Annotated in this window: 18 protein-coding genes and 1 other RNA gene; 12 read left to right on the plus strand and 7 right to left on the minus strand. The window is 68.6% G+C overall.

The window, feature by feature from the left end; all coding sequences use genetic code 11:
* The first annotated feature begins 151 nt into the window (after positions 1-151).
* The 4 genes from AB0B91_RS03830 to AB0B91_RS03845 are packed head-to-tail and all read left to right on the plus strand — an operon-like array spanning position 152 to position 3,721.
* Positions 152-1,186 (plus strand): Gfo/Idh/MocA family oxidoreductase, encoded by a 1,035-nt coding sequence (locus AB0B91_RS03830; protein ID WP_358314876.1) that lies wholly within the window; start codon positions 152-154, stop codon positions 1,184-1,186.
* Positions 1,183-2,031 carry a sugar phosphate isomerase/epimerase family protein gene (locus tag AB0B91_RS03835; RefSeq protein WP_358314878.1) on the plus strand — a complete coding sequence of 283 codons (849 nt, stop codon included), beginning with the start codon at positions 1,183-1,185 and terminating at the stop codon, positions 2,029-2,031. Before AB0B91_RS03830 ends, AB0B91_RS03835 begins: the two co-directional genes overlap by 4 nt.
* A gap of 41 nt (positions 2,032-2,072) precedes the next feature.
* Complete coding sequence (locus AB0B91_RS03840) at positions 2,073-2,873, plus strand: alpha/beta fold hydrolase (RefSeq protein WP_358314881.1); 801 nt, start codon at positions 2,073-2,075, stop codon at positions 2,871-2,873.
* A gap of 32 nt (positions 2,874-2,905) precedes the next feature.
* Positions 2,906-3,721, plus strand: a complete 816-nt coding sequence (locus tag AB0B91_RS03845) for a BtpA/SgcQ family protein (protein ID WP_358314884.1) — start codon at positions 2,906-2,908, stop codon at positions 3,719-3,721.
* A 46-nt stretch (positions 3,722-3,767) separates the two neighbouring features.
* On the opposite strand, the gene AB0B91_RS03850 is transcribed toward AB0B91_RS03845, so the two are convergent.
* Positions 3,768-4,454, minus strand: a complete 687-nt coding sequence (locus tag AB0B91_RS03850) for an alpha/beta hydrolase (protein ID WP_358314887.1) — start codon at positions 4,452-4,454, stop codon at positions 3,768-3,770.
* A 2-nt stretch (positions 4,455-4,456) separates the two neighbouring features.
* Positions 4,457-5,257 carry a DinB family protein gene (locus AB0B91_RS03855; protein ID WP_358314889.1) on the minus strand — a complete coding sequence of 267 codons (801 nt, stop codon included), beginning with the start codon at positions 5,255-5,257 and terminating at the stop codon, positions 4,457-4,459.
* 70 nt (positions 5,258-5,327) lie between these two features.
* On the opposite strand from AB0B91_RS03855, the gene AB0B91_RS03860 reads away from it, so the two are divergent.
* Complete coding sequence (locus tag AB0B91_RS03860) at positions 5,328-6,332, plus strand: WYL domain-containing protein (protein WP_358314892.1); 1,005 nt, start codon at positions 5,328-5,330, stop codon at positions 6,330-6,332.
* A 521-nt stretch (positions 6,333-6,853) separates the two neighbouring features.
* On the plus strand, positions 6,854-7,393 hold the full coding sequence (locus AB0B91_RS03865; protein WP_358314894.1) for a hypothetical protein: 540 nt from the start codon (positions 6,854-6,856) through the stop codon (positions 7,391-7,393).
* 213 nt (positions 7,394-7,606) lie between these two features.
* Here AB0B91_RS03865 and AB0B91_RS03870 read toward each other — a convergent pair whose 3' ends face one another.
* On the minus strand, positions 7,607-8,020 hold the full coding sequence (locus AB0B91_RS03870) for a VOC family protein (RefSeq protein ID WP_358314897.1): 414 nt from the start codon (positions 8,018-8,020) through the stop codon (positions 7,607-7,609).
* A gap of 79 nt (positions 8,021-8,099) precedes the next feature.
* On the opposite strand from AB0B91_RS03870, the gene AB0B91_RS03875 reads away from it, so the two are divergent.
* Positions 8,100-8,972, plus strand: coding sequence for a sigma-70 family RNA polymerase sigma factor (locus AB0B91_RS03875; RefSeq protein ID WP_358314900.1), 873 nt, complete (start codon positions 8,100-8,102; stop codon positions 8,970-8,972).
* Positions 8,969-9,631, plus strand: coding sequence for a VOC family protein (locus AB0B91_RS03880; RefSeq protein ID WP_358314903.1), 663 nt, complete (start codon positions 8,969-8,971; stop codon positions 9,629-9,631). The genes AB0B91_RS03875 and AB0B91_RS03880 overlap by 4 nt, the downstream gene beginning before the upstream one ends.
* A 394-nt stretch (positions 9,632-10,025) precedes the next feature.
* Here AB0B91_RS03880 and rnpB read toward each other — a convergent pair.
* The 4 genes from rnpB to AB0B91_RS03900 form a co-directional block, all read right to left on the minus strand.
* Positions 10,026-10,421: RNase P RNA component class A (rnpB, locus tag AB0B91_RS03885), an RNA gene on the minus strand.
* 59 nt (positions 10,422-10,480) lie between these two features.
* Positions 10,481-11,740 (minus strand): bifunctional RNase H/acid phosphatase, encoded by a 1,260-nt coding sequence (locus AB0B91_RS03890; protein WP_358314906.1) that lies wholly within the window; start codon positions 11,738-11,740, stop codon positions 10,481-10,483.
* Entirely contained in the window at positions 11,737-12,477 is a 741-nt protein-coding gene (locus AB0B91_RS03895) for a C4-type zinc ribbon domain-containing protein (protein WP_358314909.1), read from the minus strand. The genes AB0B91_RS03890 and AB0B91_RS03895 overlap by 4 nt, the downstream gene beginning before the upstream one ends.
* 2 nt (positions 12,478-12,479) lie before the next feature.
* Positions 12,480-13,277: a Nif3-like dinuclear metal center hexameric protein gene (locus AB0B91_RS03900; RefSeq protein WP_358315729.1), complete on the minus strand. Its 798-nt coding sequence runs from the start codon at positions 13,275-13,277 to the stop codon at positions 12,480-12,482.
* 117 nt (positions 13,278-13,394) lie between these two features.
* On the opposite strand from AB0B91_RS03900, the gene AB0B91_RS03905 reads away from it, so the two are divergent.
* The 4 genes from AB0B91_RS03905 (at position 13,395) to AB0B91_RS03920 (ending at position 18,191) form a co-directional block, all read left to right on the plus strand.
* Complete coding sequence (locus AB0B91_RS03905; RefSeq protein ID WP_358314912.1) at positions 13,395-14,834, plus strand: NAD(P)/FAD-dependent oxidoreductase; 1,440 nt, start codon at positions 13,395-13,397, stop codon at positions 14,832-14,834.
* A gap of 21 nt (positions 14,835-14,855) precedes the next feature.
* A complete protein-coding gene (locus tag AB0B91_RS03910; protein WP_358314914.1) occupies positions 14,856-15,902 on the plus strand; it encodes a membrane dipeptidase in 1,047 nt (348 codons plus the stop codon).
* 5 nt (positions 15,903-15,907) lie between these two features.
* Positions 15,908-16,690, plus strand: coding sequence for a GNAT family N-acetyltransferase (locus AB0B91_RS03915; protein WP_358314917.1), 783 nt, complete (start codon positions 15,908-15,910; stop codon positions 16,688-16,690).
* A 70-nt stretch (positions 16,691-16,760) separates the two neighbouring features.
* Positions 16,761-18,191: an Nramp family divalent metal transporter gene (locus tag AB0B91_RS03920; RefSeq protein WP_358314920.1), complete on the plus strand. Its 1,431-nt coding sequence runs from the start codon at positions 16,761-16,763 to the stop codon at positions 18,189-18,191.
* Positions 18,192-18,197: the final 6 nt, after the last annotated feature.

Genomic DNA, 18,197 nt, shown 5'->3' on the forward strand with positions numbered 1-18,197 from the left:
TCTGGAACGCGCATCCTAAGATGCACATATCATGCCGCTTGACGCACGCTTCCGTGCATGTTGTGCTCTTGTGGCGACAGAGCCCATCACTGAACCCAGCCGGGCCGCTGTAGACCGCTGGGCCGTGTACCGGAGGAGACCACCCCACATCGTGTCCGAACACATTCGTCTGGCCGTCATCGGATGCGGACGCATCTCGCAAGCCGCACACCTACCGGCCATCGCCAAAGCCGAGAACGTCGAGCTCACAGCGGTGTGCGACGGCAGCGCCACGCTGGCCGACGCCATGGCGAGCCGCTACGGCGCCCGAGCCTTCCTCGACGTCGCCGACCTGCTCGCTGCGCCGGTCGATGCCGTGCTGATCGCCGTTCCCGACCGATTCCACGCCCAGGTGGCTGAGCAGGCACTGCGGGCAGGCAAGCACGTCATCATCGAGAAACCCCTCGCCACCACCGTCGCCGAGGCCGAGCACCTGCGCGACCTGGCCGACTCGGCTCGCCTGGAACTGCAGGTGGCGAGCATGAAGCGGTTCGACCCCGGCGTCCAGTACGCCGCCGAAGCGGTCGCGAGGATCGGCCCCCTGCGCAGCGTCGTCGGCTGGTACCGCGTGATGTCGAGACTTCGCGAGCCGATCGAGACCACCCTGTTCCCTCCGCTGATCGTCGATCCGGCCGTGCGGTCGCGAGAGCTGGAGTACAAGGCGATCCACCGCGCGGAACATCTTCTGGCCACTCACGGCATCCACACGTTCGACCTGCTGCGCTATCTGGCAGGCGACTACACCATCCACAGCGCGGTCCTGTCCCACGGGGAACGCGACTACAGCTGGCATGCCCTGGGCCGATACCGCGACGGGGCCGCGTTGAGCCTGGAGGTGACGGCGAGCGTCCACGCGGAATGGTCCGAAGGGTTCGACCTCTACGGCGACGCCGGCCACGTCCGGCTACGCTGCCCCTTCCCGTTCACGAGGCAACCGAGCTCGGTCAGGGTGTTCGACGAGCCCACCCAGGCCTACACCGAGCCGGTGTTCGGCGACAGCGACCCCTACGAGCGCCAAATCGAGGCCTTCGCCCGCGCGATCCTCCGCGGCACGCGCGCCGAGCCCACCGCCGCCGACGGCATCGAGGCACTCAGGATCGTCGACGCCATCCGCGACGCCGTCGACCGGCCGGTGACCCACACATGACGCTTCCCGAAGTCGGCATTTTCGCCCGCACCTTTCCCCGGACGACCGCCGGCAAGGTCGCCACCGCCGTCGCCGAGGCCGGCTTCCGCCTGGCCCAGTTCAACTTCTCGGCGATCGCCCTTCCGACGCTCGCACCTGATGTCTCCCTCGACGCCGTCACCGCCGTCGGCCGGGACTTCCGTGACGCCGGCGTCACCGTCTGGGGACTGTCGGCCACCTACAACATCATCCACCCCGATCGAGCCCGCCGGTCCCGGCAGACCCGCCAGGCGGCGCGGCTGATCGAAATGTCGCCGCTGCTCGGCGTCACCGCGGTCACCTTGTGCAGCGGGACACTCAACACAGGCGACATGTGGACCGGCCACCCGGACAATCGCTCCACCGCCGCCTGGGCCGACCTGCGCTCCACCCTCGATGCCCTGCTCGAGGCGGCATCGAATGCGGGAATCAAGCTCGGCATCGAGCCGGAGGCCGCCAACGTCGTCGACTCCGCGCAGCGCGCCCACCGGCTCATCAGCGAGCTGGGATCCGACGCCCGGCACATCGGCATCGTCCTCGACCCCGGCAACCTGGTCGCGCCGGAGACCATCCACCGGCAGGACGACATCGTCAACGAGGCCTTCGACCTGCTCGGCGAGCACATCATCGGCCTGCAGGCCAAGGACCTCACCGCCGCCGGGCCGGCACCCCTCGGTCGTGGAGATCTCGACTACACGATGATCTGCCGCCGCACCCTCGAACTCGGCCGAGCGGTGCCGCTCATCATCCAGGACGCCACCGAGGACGACGCCTCCCGATCCGGCCGGTACCTGCGCGACCGCCTGCACGCAGCGAGGAACACATGAGCGCGGCAGCCTCGTCAAACCGCTATGCCGAGGTGGCCCATGTGACGCTACGACGGCCTGACGCACCGGCTTCGGGAACCATGCTGCTGCTGCACGGGCTGGGCGGCGACACCACGCAGTTCGACCCGTTCCTGCCGCACCTGGCCAGGCTCCCCTGCGACCTGCTGATACCGGACATGCGCGCCCACGGTCTGACCCCGCTGATCGGAGACGCGAGCGACTTCACCTTCCAGCGGTTCAGCGCCGACATCACAGCTCTGCTGCGCACCCGCGCGATACAGCCGCCGCTCATCGGCGTCGGCATCTCCATGGGAGCGGGAGTCCTCGCCACGCTGGCCCTTCACTCTCCCGACGCCCTCGCCGGACTCGTCTTCATCCGGCCCGCCTGGGAGGACCAGGCCGACCCTCCCCACCTGCGGGCGTTCAGGACCATCGCGGGACTTCTCGCGACCCGGGACGGCGCAGCCGCCGCGGCCGAATTCGCGCGCTCTCCCGTCTACCGCGCCGTGCGAACGGAATCAGAAACCGCCGCGGACAGCCTGATGGATCAGTTCGAATCCCCCCACGCGGCCGAACGACGCCTTCGCCTCGAACACATGCCGCTGTCCACCCCGTTCGCCGACCTGGCCGATCTGCGCCGCATCCGCCCACCAGCCACCATCATCGGCACCCGGCACGACCCGCTGCACCCACTGACCATCGCCCGCCACTGGGCCCGCGCGTGCGGGACCGCCCTGCACGTCGTCCCACCCAAGTCCGCGCACGATGATCGCTATATCTCAGAGTCCGCCGCGATCATCACGGCCGTGGCCGGCCAGTCCCTCGACAACGCATCGTCGTGAAGCACCCAGTTCAACACGAAAGGCCAGACCTCATGCCTTCCCGGTTCCACGCCATCTTCGGATCAGACACCAAACCGCTCATCGCCATGGCTCACGTGCCGGCCCTGCCCGGGACCCCTCTGTACGACGATCGTGCGGGCATCGCGGGAATGATCCGCCACGTCCGCCGAGACGTGGAGATCCTCGTCGACGCGGGCTTCGACGCCATCCTCTTCTGCAACGAGAACGACCGTCCCTACGAACTCAACGCCGGGCCGGAGTCCGCGGCGGTGATGACCCGCATCGTCACCGAATGCCGCCCGCCCGGACTCCCCATCGGCGTCGACTTCCTCTGGGACCCGCGCATCGCACTCGCGGCCGCCGTCGCATGCGAGGCAGACTTCATCCGCGAGGTGACCACCGGCGTGTGGGAGTCCGACATGGGACTGTGGAATACGAACTGCGCCCACACCCTTCGCGAACGCCGCCGGCTCCACGCCGACAACCTCGCGATCTTCATGAACATCACACCCGAGTTCGCCTCCCCGATCGGCACCCGCCAGGCACCGGCAACGGCTCGCTCCGCCGTCGTATCCAGCCTCGCCGACACGATCCTCGTGTCCGGTCCCATGGCCGGCGCAGGCCCAGACCTCTCCACCGTACGGGCCGTGCGGGACGCCACACCGGCCGACGTGCCCGTCCTCCTCAACACCGGTGCCCGGCGGGACACGATCAGCCAGTTCCTGTCCATAGCGGACGGCTGCATCGTCGGCAGCGACCTCAAGATCGACGGCCACACCTGGAACGCCGTAGACCCGGCCCGCGCAGCCGACTTCGTAAAAGCGGCACGAGCACAAAGCGCCGCCTGACCAGCCCCGCCATCGCGCTCTGGGTGGTAATCGACAGGTCCGCCCCTCAGACCTCGGCAGCCGCCGCGGCCAGGAGCCGGGCGAGTTCGATCGGCTTGCTGGCCATCGGCCAGTGGCCCGAGTCGATGTCGACGAGCTCAAGGTGTTTGGCCTTGGCGAGCTCGGGCACGTCGCCGGCGTCGATCCACGCCTGAGCCTGGGCAGGGGTGAATTCGGGGCACACAAGTACGACCGGGACGTCGAACCGTCGTTCGTCCGTCAACCGCACCACGCCCTTGGTCACTCCCTCGGGGACCGGGATCGCAGCGGACGCGATGATTCGCTTGGCCTCCTCATCAAGGTCAGCGGAGTCCGGCCCCTCGAACGGACCCCAGCCGGGGAAGGGCATGACGCCATCCTTCACTTCGAAGAAGTCGGCGTAAGGCGCGCCGTCGGCGGCCGGGAAGCCGCCGACAAGGGCGACTTTCGCGACCTGCTCCGGTCGCGCGTCAGCGGCCAGCCAAGCCAGCGTGCAGGCGGCGGAATGCCCCACCACCATGGGCTTTTCGGCCGCCGAGTCCACGGCGGCCAGCACCGCTGCCACCTGGTCGTCGAGCGTGGCGGACGCGGATCCGTCACCCTGACCCGGGAGGGTGATCGGCACGGGACGGTGGCCGAGCGGCTCAAGCGCGGACACGACGTCGTCCCATGCGGATCCGTCGAGCCACAAGCCGCCAATGAGCAGGATGTCCATGATTAATTTCCTTTCTCCAGGGAGGTCAGGTCACGTTCGGCGTAGAGCCGGTGTTCCCATTCCTCGTTGAGGACGATGCGGAGACATTCCTTGACGGGGAAGCTCTCCATCCGGGGCCAGCCGGGCTCGGTGCGAGTGACCTCAGAGGCGAGTTGCTCGTCCGTGAGTGACGTCATGACGTGGCGGACCATCGCCTGGCGTTCGCGCCGAATCGTGAGCACCTCATCGAGCGAGGGTCGTGCCTCGCGATCCCACGGGATGCCGTCCCACCCGGGCGCCTCGTCCCACGGCAGGTCCAACGGGTGCCACGGCGCGACGTTGCCGAGGATCATCCGGCCCACCCAGGCGGCGCCGGCGAAGTTGAGGTGCCGCAGGGTCTGGATGAAGGACCACTCGTCATCCACGCTGCGGTGGAGCGTCGCTTCGGGAAACGTACTCGCCCGCGCGACGGTGTCCTCCCACAGCCGCTCCAGGATCGCCCACGCCTCACGGAACCCATCGGTGTCGTCGGGGCGCATTTTCCCCCGTTCGGGCATGCGGCGATTCAGCTCGGCCTCGACGAGCGGTGCGATGTCGACCCCGTTCACGACGACGTTCTTCAGCTCGCCGCTGATCTCGACGTCGACCAGCTCGACGCCGCGCAGGCGGCTCGCGTTGAACAGAGCGCCGCGTATCCGCGCGCCGGTGAGGTCGACTGCTTGCATGCGGACATCGTTGAGGTACACCCGGCTGAAGGCGGCGCCCCGGAGGCTCACGCGTTCGAAGCGTGCTCCTGCGAGGTCCTGCTCGCGGAACTCGGTCATGGAGCTCAGGCTAGGACCCATTCCGGACGTTCTACTTCCGGTTCATCACGTGACCGCCTAACCTGCTCGTGTGCCGACCGATCTCAGCCCCACCGCACGAGCTCTGCGTACCATCGAGATCCTCCAGACCCGCCCCGGCGTGACGGCCGACGAACTCGCCGCGAGCTTGGGAGTCACGGAGCGGGCTGCGCGCCGGTACGTCGGCATCCTCCGAGAGGCGGGCATCCCCGTCGAGTCAACCCGCGGGCCCTACGGCGGGTACCGGCTCGGGCGCGGGACGAGGTTGCCTCCGGTCGTCTTCACGGAGGCCGAGGCGCTTCATCTGGTCATGGCGGTGCTCGACGGCCAGCCGGCTGCCACCGACGTCGAGGACCTCGTCGGTTCGGCCCTGGGCAAGGTCATCCGGGCACTGCCCGAGAGCGTCGGCCGGCAGGCGGCCGCGCTGCGAGAGCATGCGTCGGCTGCGCCCGATCGGCACTCGGCCCGCCCAGATCCCGCCACCACCAGCGCACTCGTCTCCGCCATCGCGAGCCGACGCCGCGTGCTGATCACGTATCGAAGCCAGCCCGGCAATGAATGGGCGGCCGAGGTGGATCCTTGGGCGGTGGTCGCCCGCCACGGACGCTGGTACCTCCTGTGTCACTCCCATCGCGCGGACGCGATCCGCACCTACCGGGTCGACCGGGTCCGCGCGGTCCAGCAGACCGCGCACAAGTTCGAGCCGCCCGACGGCCTCGACCCGGTGGCAGCGCTGGAGGAGAACCTGGGCACGGGGTGGGAGTTCCCCACTCACGTCGTATTCGACGCCCCGCCGGCTGAGGTGGCCCCGTGGATCCGGCCTCCCATGGGACGGCTCGAATCATCAGGAGAAGGGTGCGTCCTCGTCGGCAGCACGAACAATCCGGCAATGTACGCACAGGAGTGGTTGGCGACCGTGCCGTTCGCCTTCCGCGTCGTCGGCGGCCCGGAACTCCGTGCCGCGGTCGCGACGCTCGCGGCCCGTTTCGCGGCCGCCCTGGCGGACCAGCCCCCGACAGCGCCATCGAAGAACTCGGCCGACCCAGGGCACGCCTGACGACGATCCCCCTGCCCTTGTAAGGCCATATGGCTACAAGGGCAGGGAGCACGGGCGCTATCCCATTACGGAGTGTAAGAAGCCGGCGATCGTGAGAGCTGTGGCGACACCAACCGCAGACGAGTCGGCAGATGAGCCGGTCATCGTCCCCCCGACCAGAGAAGCGAATAAAATGACCACCCATCTCTGAGGGAGCGGCTGCTTGCCCTTCTCATGCTCCATCGCTTCCGGCTCGTGACGCCTTCCGAGTAGTCTCTTCACAGCGGATTCCCTTCGCACGAATGTATCGAGGACCCGCGAGAGCGGCCTTTCTGCTACAGACAGAAGGGCCGCTCGCCTTGCGAGCACCCCGAGAATTACACAAGATCATTCAGCGCCGAAATGCGATTACTACCGTAAGCGCGCTTCTGTCCACCGGAGAGGGAGAGAGCACATCTCCGGGTGGGGAATATTTCTCCCCGGAGGCCCGCACCCCGCGTGCATATTGAAGAAGTTCTTGCGATCTCCGCACTCTCTGATGGATGCTGCACCGCGTGGAAGAAATCGCACACGAACTCGCCAAGATCCTCATCCCGAACATCGCCATCGACGCAGGCGAAGACTCAAAGGAGTACGAGGCGCGCCTGAAGGCGTTACGAGAGCAGCGACGCACGATCACAGCGGACCTGATGATGGCGGCACGCGCCTCCGCCTCAGAAGATCCTGTCCTGGCGAAGCTCAACGAGCTCGCCGCGCAAAAAAGGGATATACAGCAACAGATGCGGCTGATAATCGCATACGCCAGGGAGTTCGTTCGGCCAGAGCCCTACAGGTTGAGGGCATTAGCCGAGGCCGCCGATATGTCTATTTCTGGTGCCCGCACCGCGTACACGTCCGCGGATGTGACCGCCATATCCACGCTAATCGGCCGCAAAGACACAAAAGGGACCACATACCCTGCTCGATCGAAGCGGTCTCCCTCTTCGGTTCGCCGCCTACCGGAATTCAACGGCGAGCAGTGGTGGGCGCCTTGTGATTCGACCCCGCCGCCCAACGACGACGGGGTCATGCCCGCATCCTAGTTTCGAACCTTACTTCGATGCCGGTGGCCGGGCGCTGATACCTGTCACGTCGGGCCGGTGAGATGCCGTGACAGGTATTCCCACCATCGCACAGGCTTCCACCACGCCAAAGCCGCTCCCGTACTCATGCTCATCGAGCACGGGAGCGGCCCAGGCCACGCCTGTCCGAGTTACCTGAGTCCTTCAGGGAACCACAGAGAATTCAAGACGCTGTCACTCCGCGTAGGGCTGGTTCTTTCCCTGGGCGCTGTAGGCGAGACTCCAGATGTAGCCGTCCAGGTCCGCGAAGGAGCCGCCGTACCCGCCCCACGGCAGGGCGCCGGCGGGCTTGAGGATCGTGGCGCCAGCTTTCTCGGCCTCCGCGATGATCTCGTCGACCCGTGCCTCGCTGCGGACAACGTAGGTGAGGACCAATCCGCTGAAGCCGCTGCCTTCCGGGCTCGTGCCCACCTGATCGGCCAGGCCATCGCGGCCGTAGAAGCCGACGGGCGAGCCACCGTCCGCTTCGAAGAACACCGAGATGCCGTAGTCCTGCTGGACCTTCCAGCCGAGGCCCTCCGTGTAGAACCGCTTGGACTGCTCCAGGTCCCGGACGCCGAGCAGGATCGAGCTCACGTGCGCTTTCATGCCTTATCTCCTCCGTGTCACATTGGCGTGGGTTCGCCGGTCAATGGATATGACAGGCCGAGACGAAGGAACGTGACCGATGATCGAGCAGGACTGGCTGAACGAGCGGTTCACCGAGCACCAGGACCGCTTACAAGGGGTGGCCTACCGGATGCTCGGCTCACCCAGCGAGGCCGAGGATGCGGTGCAGGAGGCGTGGCTGCGGGTCAGCCGCGCCGACACCGGCCAGGTGGAGAATCCGGCCGGGTGGCTGACCACGGTCGTCGCCCGGGTCTGCCTGAACATGCTCGAGGCACGCCGTAGCCGGCGTGAGGACCCGGCCGGGGCGCTGCCGCCCGAGCCGGCCACGCCGCACGCGAGCACCCGCCCAGCTGGCCAGACCGACCCCGAGAACGAGGCGCTGCTGGCCGATTCGGTCGGTGTCGCGCTGATGGTGGTGCTGGACACGCTGACTCCCGCCGAACGGCTCGCGTTCGTCCTGCACGACGTCTTCGCTGTGTCGTTCGGCGAGATCGGCACCATCATCGACCGCTCCCCTACGGCCGCTCGACAACTCGCCAGCCGGGCCCGGCGGCGGGTGCAGGGAGCGGCGGGGGCATCCGACGCCGCGCGTTCCCCGAAGCGGGAGATCGTCGCCGCCTTCCTTGCCGCCTCCCGAAAGGGAGATTTCGCCGCCCTGCTCGAACTGCTCGATCCGGACGCCGTGGCCGTCGAGATCCGCGGTGGCCATGCCGTGGCGGCCTTCTTCGCCGGACGGGCTCAGGCCGCCCGGCTCGCTCTGGTCGATGGTGTTCCGGCGGCCGTCTGGTCGCACCGCGGCCGGCCGAAGGCCGTCTTCACGTTCACCATCAGCGACGGGAAGATCACCTACATCGCCATCGACACCGACCCGGACCGGCTCCGCGACCTCGACATCGTCTTTCTTCGCGCCGACGACAAGGAGCGGGGATGAGCCGACCTCCCCGACCGATCCGCAGCGTGAGCGGCATGAACCTCAAGCTCTCGTCTTGCGCTCTCGCCGTCCACGACGTGGACGAGGCGCTCGGCTTCTACCGTGACGTGCTCGGCTTCGAGGTACGCGATGACGGCGAATTCGAGAGGACGCGGTGGGTGCGCGTCGGCCCACCGTCGCAGCCGGACGTACAGATCTTCCTCGAATCGCCCGGCGCGGACCTGGGTGTCCCGCCGATCGAGGGCCTACTGGGCCGTCTTGTCTTCGTGACCGACAACTGCGACGCCACCTTCGAGCACATCGAGGCAGCGGGCGCCGAAGTGATGCAAGAGCCGATCGACCAGCCCAACGGCGTCCGCGACTGCGCCTTCCTCGATCCCTCCGGCAATATGCTGCGGTTCACCCAGCCGTGGTCCGCGGGCGAGGTGACGAGAGTCAAGGCCCTCAAACGCGCCCTCACCAGCTGCGCTTCCGCAAAGACCAAGCCATGCAAGTGGCTGGAAGGAAAGAACAAGAAGTGCTTGTGGTGCAAGTCGAAGCAGAGCGGATACACGCGTAGTTACTGCGAGCAGAAGAGCGCCCCAGGAAAGGCGCCCGAAGCTCCGAAGCAAGAGGGAATCCTCTGCAAGGGAGAGAAGGCAGGAGACCCGCCCCCCTAGATCAAGCTCTGGATAGAGGTACAGCCGAGAGTCTTCGGATCCCCGGGCATAGGCGTCGCGACGCGGACCGGTTCGGCCTCGATCGAACGCTGTGGTTCGCGACCGGCGCCATCGTGGCCGCGACCGCCCTGGTCCTCACCGTCCCCGACGTACGGAAGATGGAACGCGCGCCACACGACGACACGGCCGGACCCGGTGGGCCCCCGGGACGACCCGGATGACCGCCTGTCTTCGACAGAGCACCAGTCCGTTCGGGGCGCGGGTCGGAAGAGAGGGTCACGCACCCACGGCGGCCGGTAGCTGGCCCGCTTCGTCTCGCTCGGGGTGAGGTGGGACGCCTCCGCCGCATCTCACAACGAGAAAAGAACCCAAGCCCCTAGTCAGAGGGCTGTGTAAGACGAGCCGGCCTGTAGGCCGGGTTCTGTCCTTCGTCGAAACGAAGGGGCGACCATCCATCTAGGGCCGTCGTTGCCGGCGGCCTCAAGCGGTCTACCCGCGCGGCTCGGGCGGGCAGCCCTCGAACGTCGCGCGCGGGACGCTCCGGAGAGCGTCCCTTCTTGACCTTGCTCCGGGTGGGGTTTACCTAGCCGCCCACGTCGCCGTGGGCGCTGGTGGTCTCTTACACCACCGTTTCACCCTTACCTCCAGAAAGATCGGGAGGCGGTTTGCTTTCTGTGGCACTGTCCCGCGGGTCGCCCCGGGTCGGCGTTACCGACCACCCTGCCCTGTGGAGCCCGGACCTTCCTCGGCGGGCCCGCGAAGGGCCCGACGCGGCCGCCCGGCCGGCTCGTCTGATGTGAAGGTTATCAAACCTGCGGAGATCATCAGCCGGTCGACAGGTGCAGGAGGTCAGCGTAGGTGGGAGGTGTCGTTGAAGGACTTCACCACGGCCTGGCCGTCGGCGTAGTGCTCGACCAGCGACAGGCACGCCAGATCCAGGTGCATGCGGTACAACGTCACCGGAGGCGCCATCAGCGCGAACCGCAGCAGCGTCTTGATGGGCGTCACGTGCGACACGATGAGCACCGTCCGGCCCTCATACCGCTCGACCAGGCGCTCCTGCGCTCGCTGGATGCGCTGGGCCACGGCCTCGAAGCTCTCGCCGCCGGGCGGCGCGGTGTTGGGGTCGGCGAGCCAGGCGGCCAGTTCGGCGGGCCAGCCGCGCTGGACCTCCGTGAACGTGTGGCCTTCCCAGGCGCCGAAATCGGCCTCTCTGAGGTCGTCGTCCACTTCCACGCCGAGCCCCGTGCGCTGGGCGACCGCCTCCGCGGTCTGCCTGGCGCGCTTGAGGGGGGAGCTGACGATCACGTCCAGGCGGTACGGGTCGCGGGACAGGCGCTCGGCGGCCGCGGCCGCCTGCGCCAGGCCGTTGGCGGTGAGTTCGGCGTCGCCGAGGCCGGAGAAGCGGCGTTCGACGGACAGCGGGGTCTCGCCGTGGCGCAGCAGGAGCAGGGACGTCGCCACTCGGGTCGGCGGGCTCCACCCGGTCCCGCTGCTCGGCTGGCTCCGCTGCTGGGCGGTGGCCAGCGAAGCGGACGGGGCCGACAGATCGGTCGCGGTTCCCGAGCCGGTAGCGGTCCCCGACCCGGGAGCGGTTCCCGAGCCGGTCGCGGTTGCCGAGCCGTTCGAGGTGGATCGCGGGGAGGTACGGGGCTCAGCCTGTACGGCCGTGCCGCCCGCCCGCCACGCCAGCCCCTTGGCGGCGGCGTCCATCGCCTCGTTGGCCAGCCGGTCCGCGTGCCGGTTCTGTTCGCGCGGGATCCAGGTCCACTCCGTCACCCGCAGCCGCCTGGCCAGTTTGCCGGCCTCCAGGGCGAGCGGGCGCAGGCCCTCGTTCTTGATCTTCCAGCGGCCGGCCATCTGCTCGATGACCAGTTTGGAGTCCATGCGTACCGCCACCGGGGCCCCCTCGCCCCCCAGGTCGAGCACCGCCGTCAGCCCGGCGATCAACCCGCGGTACTCGGCCACGTTGTTGGTCGTGACGCCGATCGCCTCCGCCGCCTCCGCCAGCACCTGGCGGTCGGCGGCGTCCATGACCACGGCGCCGTAGCCGGCGGGCCCGGGGTTGCCGCGCGAGCCGCCGTCCGCTTCGACGATGTAGGAGGTCACAGGCCCGACTCGGGAGTACGTACGAGAATGCGGCGGCATTCGTCGCAACGCAGCACCTCGTCGTGCGGCGCGGCCTTGATGCGGTTCATCTCGGCGATCGACAGGGCCACCTTGCAGCCCTGGCACCGGCCGCCCCTGAGCATGGCGGCGCCGACAGAGTACTGATCCTTGAGCTTGGTGTAGAGCGTGAGCAGGTCGGCCGGGATGTCGCCGACGACGGCGGCGCGTTGGGCCTGGACCTCGCCCGCCTCCTTGTCGATGTCGGCGAGCAGGGCGTCGCGGCGGTCCTCGGCGGCGGCGCGGGTGGCGGCGATCTCGTCGCGCTGCGCGACCAGGTCGACGACCTTGGTGTCGGCCGCCTCGCGGCGTTCCATGATCTCCAGAACGACCTCTTCGAGGTCGCCCTGGCGCTTCTGCAGAGAGACGATCTCGGACTGGAGGCTCGCCAGGTCCCTCGGCGAGCTGACCGCGCCGGAGTCGAGCCGCTTCTGGTCGCGGTCGGCGCGGCTGCGGACGGCTTCGACGTCGTTCTCGGCCTTGGCCTGGTCGCGGGCCAGGTCGCCGGCCTGGGTCTCGGCCTCGATCACGTCGGTGACGAGCTTGGCGTATCGCTTCGACTGTTCGTCGATCTCCACCAGCTCAGGCAGGGTACGGCGGCGGTGCGCCAGCCGGTCGACCACGGAGTCCAGGTCAGCCAGGTCGAGCAGTCGCTTCTGGGCCTCAGGGGCTGCTTTCATGATCAATATCCTCTTGTCCAAGCATCGGTGACCGTGGCGGAGACGCGCGTCTCAACGGTAACGCCACTCGAACCCAGGATGGACGCGGCGCTGTCGAGCCATGGCCACTCGGTGGCCCAATGCGCGGCGTCGATCAGCGCCGGCCCGCCCTGCTCGACGAACTCGCTGGCCGGATGGTGTCTCAGGTCCGCGGTGAGGAACACGTCCACCCCCGCGGCGCGCGCCGTACCGAGGAGGGAGTCGCCCGCTCCCCCGCTGACGGCCACGCGCGCGACGCGGCGGGACAGCGCGCCCGCCACGCGGATGCCGTGCGCGGTCTCCGGCAGTCCGGCGACGGCCCGCTCGGCGAACTCCCCCAGCGTCATCTCCGACGGCAGGTCGCCGATGCGGCCGAGCCCGCGCCCCGGGTCGTCGGGGAACGGGCGCAGCGGCACCAGCTCGCCGGTCAGGCCGACGGCGCGGGCCAGGGCGTCGGAGACGCCGGGGTTCGCCACGTCGGCATTGGTGTGGGCCGTATAGAGGGCGATGTCGTTCTTTATCAGCTTATGAAGGAGGCGGCCCTTGGGTGTGGTCGCGGCGACGCTGGTGGTGCCGCGCAGATAGAGGGGATGGTGGGTGACGATCAGGTCGGCGCCCCACTCGACGGCCTCCTCGGCGACGGCCGCCACCGGGTCGACCGCGAACAGTACCCGCCGCACCTCCTGCTCCGGGTCTCCGCAGACCAGGCCCACCGCGTCCCAGGATTCGGCCCGGGCGGGCGGGTAGGCCGCCTCGAGCTCCACGATCACATCCGCCAGCATTGCTCCAGCCACCTGCGCAGACTACCGGCCGCGCGGCCCGGGTACGTGAGCGGCGAAGGGTGTTGTCCGAACGAGGTTCGGCGTACCGTAAGTGGATCCTGACACGCGGAGGACGCCATGGCACCCAGGGTCGCGATCATCGGAGCGGGTTTCGGCGGCTTGTGCATGGCGATCCAGCTCGAACGGGCCGGGATCCGCTCCTACACCGTCTTCGAGAAGGCGGCCGACCTGGGCGGCACCTGGCGCGACAACAGCTACCCGGGCGCGGGCTGCGACATCCCGTCGCACCTCTACTCCTACTCGTTCGAGAAGTACGCGAGCTGGACCCGCCGCTACCCGGAACAACCCGAAATTCTCGCCTATTTAACGCATTGCGCTGATAAATACGGTGTCAGGAGAAAAATCCGCTTCAGCAGCGAGGTCGAGCGGGCCGTCTTCGACGGCTCCCACTGGCAGGTCAGCACGGCCGGCGCCACCGAGACCTTCGACCTCGTCGTCATGAGCGTCGGCCAGCTCAACCGCCCTCGCCTACCCGACATTTCGGGAATGGAGGATTTCGCGGGCACGTCCTTCCACTCCGCCCGCTGGAACCACGACCACGATCTCACCGGCAGGCGGGTCGCGGTGATCGGCAACGGCTCGTCGGCCGCCCAGCTCATCCCGCGCGTCGCCGCCGAGGCCGAGCACCTGACGGTGTTCCAGCGCACCCCCAACTGGGTGATCCCCAAGCCCGACGCCACCTTCGGCCCCCTGACCAGGCTCGCCTTCCGCTTCGTCCCCGGCCTCCAGCGCGCCTACCGCGAGTGGATCTACCGGTACGCCGAAGGCACCCTCTACCCCGCCCTGGCCCAGGGCTGGAGCGTCGGCCTGCTCAAGAAGCGCGCTCTCGACCACCTGCGGAACCAGGTCCCCGACCCGGCGTTGCGCGCCAAGCTCACCCCCGGCTACCCGCCGGGCTGCAAGCGGGTCGTCATCGACAGCGCCTTCTATCCCGCCCTGACCAGGCCGAACGTGGACGTGGTGACGGACCCGATCGTCCGGATCACGCCGAAGGGCATCGAGACCACCGAGGGACCGTACGAGGTCGACACGATCGTCTACGCCACCGGGTTCAGGAGCACCGAGTTCCTCGCGCCGATGGAGGTCACGGGGCGGAGCGGCCAGTCGCTGCGGGAGCGGTGGAAGGGCGGGGCGGAGGCCTACCTGGGCATCTCGGTGCCGGACTTCCCGAACCTGTTCCTGCTGTACGGGCCGAACACCAACCTGGGCCACAACTCGATCATCTTCATGATCGAATGCCAGGTGAACCACATCATGTCCTGCCTGCCGTACCTGTCGGAGCAGGGGCCGATCGAAGTGCGGCCCGCGGCGATGGCGGCGTGGAGCAGGCAGCTCGACGCGGCGATGGCGCGAATGGTGTGGGGCAACGGATGCCGGAGCTGGTACAAGACGGCGGACGGCCGCGTCACGAACAACTGGCCCGGCCCCACGACGCTCTACCGCCGGTTGACTGCCCGGCCACCGCGCACCGCCTACCGTCCGGCCGGCTCCTCCTAGAGCCGCGATACGGTCCCAAGCATGACGTTCCCCCTACATGAGCGCGCTGTCGTGGCCGACACCCACAACGACTTGCTGATGGCGGTCTCCGCCCGGCCGCCCGCGCTGTGGGCCTCGTTCTTCCGTGAGCGGTGGCTGCCCCAACTCACCGCGGGCGGCGTGAACCTCCAGGTGCTGCCGGTCTTCATCGACGACCAGTACCGCCCCGAGGGCGCCCTGCGGCAGACCCTGCGCATGATCGAGTGCGCGCACGTGCTCGCGGAGGGCAACGCGGACCGGGTGCGGATCTGCCTCGACGGCGGCGACATCGACCGGGCTCTCGGCGACGGCGTGATCGCGCTGGTCATCGCGCTGGAGAGCATGCCGGGGCTCGACGCGAGCGTGGAGCTGATCTCGACCGTCCACCGGCTGGGCGTGCGGGTGGCCTCGATCGCGCACTGGGGGCGCACGCCGCTGGCCGACGGCAGCGGCGAGGACGCCACCGGCGGCGGCCTGACCTCGCACGGCGTCGCGGCCCTGCGGGAGATGGAACGGCTCGGCATCGTCTTCGACATCTCCCACCTGGGCGCGCCGGGCGTCGCGCACGTGCTGGAACTGGCCGCGAAGCCGGTCATGGCGACCCACTCCGCGGCCCGCGCGCTGCGCGACCATCACCGCAACCTCACCGACGACCAGTTGCGCGGCGTGGCGGCGACCGGCGGCGTGGTGTGCGTGAACTTCTTCGCGCCGTTCCTCACCGACCGCGCGGCCGACATCTCGCTCGACCGGCTGCTCGACCACATCGAGCACGTGGCGGACGTAGCCGGGATCGACCACGTCGGGCTCGGCCCCGACTTCATCCGCGAGGTCATGGACGAGCTGACGCCGCCCTGCTGCGAGAGCGACCTCATCGAGGGCCTCGACCCGAAGTCCGCGATCCCCGGTCTGGAGGGTCCGGCGGGGTTGCCCATGGTCACCGAGGGCCTGCTCAAGCGCGGCCTGCCGGAGGCGGACGTCACGAAGATCATCGGCGGCAACGTGCACCGGTTCCTCACGGAACGGCTGGTCCGACAGGTGGCGGGTAGGTAGACGCAATGACGAGTGCGGAAGCGGCCGCCGCCCGTGAGGCGGCCGAGAAGACCGGTGTGACGATCCGTGAGCTGCGTGACATCCACGAGTTCCAGGACGTCTACCGGCTGTACGACGACATCTGGCACCCCGACCCGCGCAACGCGCCCGTGCCGGTGGAGCTGATGATCGGCTTCGCGCACACGGGCGGTTACGTGGCCGGGGCGTACGAGGGCGACAGGCTGGTCGGGGCCTCGGTCGGCTTCCTGGCGGCGGACCGGACGCTGCACTCGCACGTGACGGGGGCGGCGATCGGGCGCGGCATCGGCTACGCGCTCAAGCTGCACCAGCGGGCCTGGTGCGTGGAGCGCGGGCTGGCCAGGATCACCTGGACGTTCGACCCGCTCGTACGCAGGAACGCCCGGTTCAACCTGACCAAACTGGGCGCCCGGCCGGAGCGCTACCTGGAGGACTTCTACGGCGTCATGGCCGACGCGATCAACGAGGGCGACGCGTCCGACCGGCTGCTCGCCGTCTGGCGGCTGACGGAGCCGCCGCCGGAGCCGTCCGCCGGGCCGTACACGCGGGGGGTGGAAGTGAGCGGGCCGCGGCCGGTGATCGGCCCTGCGGACGGGCCGGTGGTGCTGGTCGGGACGCCGTACGACATCGAGACGCTGCGCCGTGAGGACCCGGGGGCGGCCCGTGCGTGGCGGCTGGCGGTGCGGGAGGTGCTCGGCGGGCTGATGGGGTCGGGCGCGCGGGTCACGGGATTCACCGAGGACGGGGAATACGTGCTGGAGAAGGGTTGACCGGCTATTCCACCAACGTTACAGATCTATGTAATGTGATGCTTACGCGCGTCGACGCAAGGAGATCGACATGGCGGAGTTCACACCGACCGTTCCCACACGAGTCCTCCCGTCCGTCACCGTCCGCGATCTGCCGGACCCTCCCCGATCAACCTGGCGCATCATCGGCCCCGGCCTGGTCGGCGCGGGGGTCGGGCTGGCGTCCGGCGAGTTCATCCTCTGGCCGTACATCGCCTCCCAGGTCGGCCTGGTGTTCGTCTGGGGCGCCGCGATCGGCATCATCACCCAGTGGTTCCTCAACATGGAGATCGAGCGCTACACGCTGGCCACCGGCGAGACCGCGCTGACCGGTTTCAGCAGGATGTGGAAGCACTGGGGCCTCGTCTTCGTCCTGATGACGCTCGGCTCGAACCTGTGGCCCGGCTGGGTGACCACGTCGGCCACGATGATGACCTACCTGACCGGCACGGGCGAGGGCAGCGTGCGCTGGATCGCGATCGGCATGCTGCTGCTGATCGCGATCGGGCTCACGATGGCGCCCGTCATCTACATCCTGCTGGAACGGGTGATCTTCGTGAAGATCGCCCTGGTCCTGACGCTCGCGGTGGTCGCGATCCTGTTCGCCATCAACGCCGAGAGCTGGGTCGCGCTGGGCAAGGGCCTGACCGTCGACGCGCGGTTCCCGGTGCCGCCGCTGGAGTTCGCGCTGCTGATGGGCGCGATCGCCTACGCGGGCGCGGGTGGCGGCCAGAACCTGTGCCAGAGCAACTGGATCCGCGACAAGGGCTTCGGCATGGGCCTGTACGTCCCGCGTCTGGTCAGCCCGGTCACCGGCCACGAGGAGGCGGCCGCGTCGACCGGCTTCCAGTTCGCGCCGACCAAGGAGAACCTGGCCCGGTGGCGGCAGTGGTGGCGCTTCGCGAACGTCGAGCAGTTGTCGACGTTCGCGCTGGTGTCGTTCCTGACGATCGCGCTGATGTCGATGCTCGCCTACTCCACGGTGTTCGGTAAGCCGGGGCTGGCCAACAGCATCGGGTTCCTGAAGGTCGAGGGGGAGGCGCTGAACGCGGAGATCGGACCGTGGTTCGGCGTGATGTTCTGGGTGATCGGGGCGCTGTCGCTGTTCGCCTCGGCCATGGGCATCGTCGACTACACCTCCCGGCTCGCCTCCGACACGATCAAGACCGTCTACCTGCGGGACAGGGCCGTGTCCGTGAACCGCGTGTACTTCATCGTGGTGTGGGCGATGGTCCTGATCGGCATCACGATCCTGCTGCTCGGGTTCGACCAGCCGCTGATCCTGCTGGTGTTCTCGGCCAGCTTCGCGGCGGTGATGATGTTCGTCTACTCGATCCTGCTGATCGTGCTGAACCGCGGGTCGCTGCCGGCGGCCATCAAGGTCAGGTCGTATCGGCTGGGCGCGCTCGTCTGGTCCATCGCCTTCTTCGGCACGCTCACCGTGCTGACGGTGATCCAGCAGGCGCAGAAGCTGTTCGGTTGACCTCAA

Origin of the sequence: Nonomuraea sp. NPDC049141, from assembly GCF_040648415.1 — a bacterium.
Taxonomy (GTDB): Bacteria; Actinomycetota; Actinomycetes; order Streptosporangiales; family Streptosporangiaceae; genus Nonomuraea.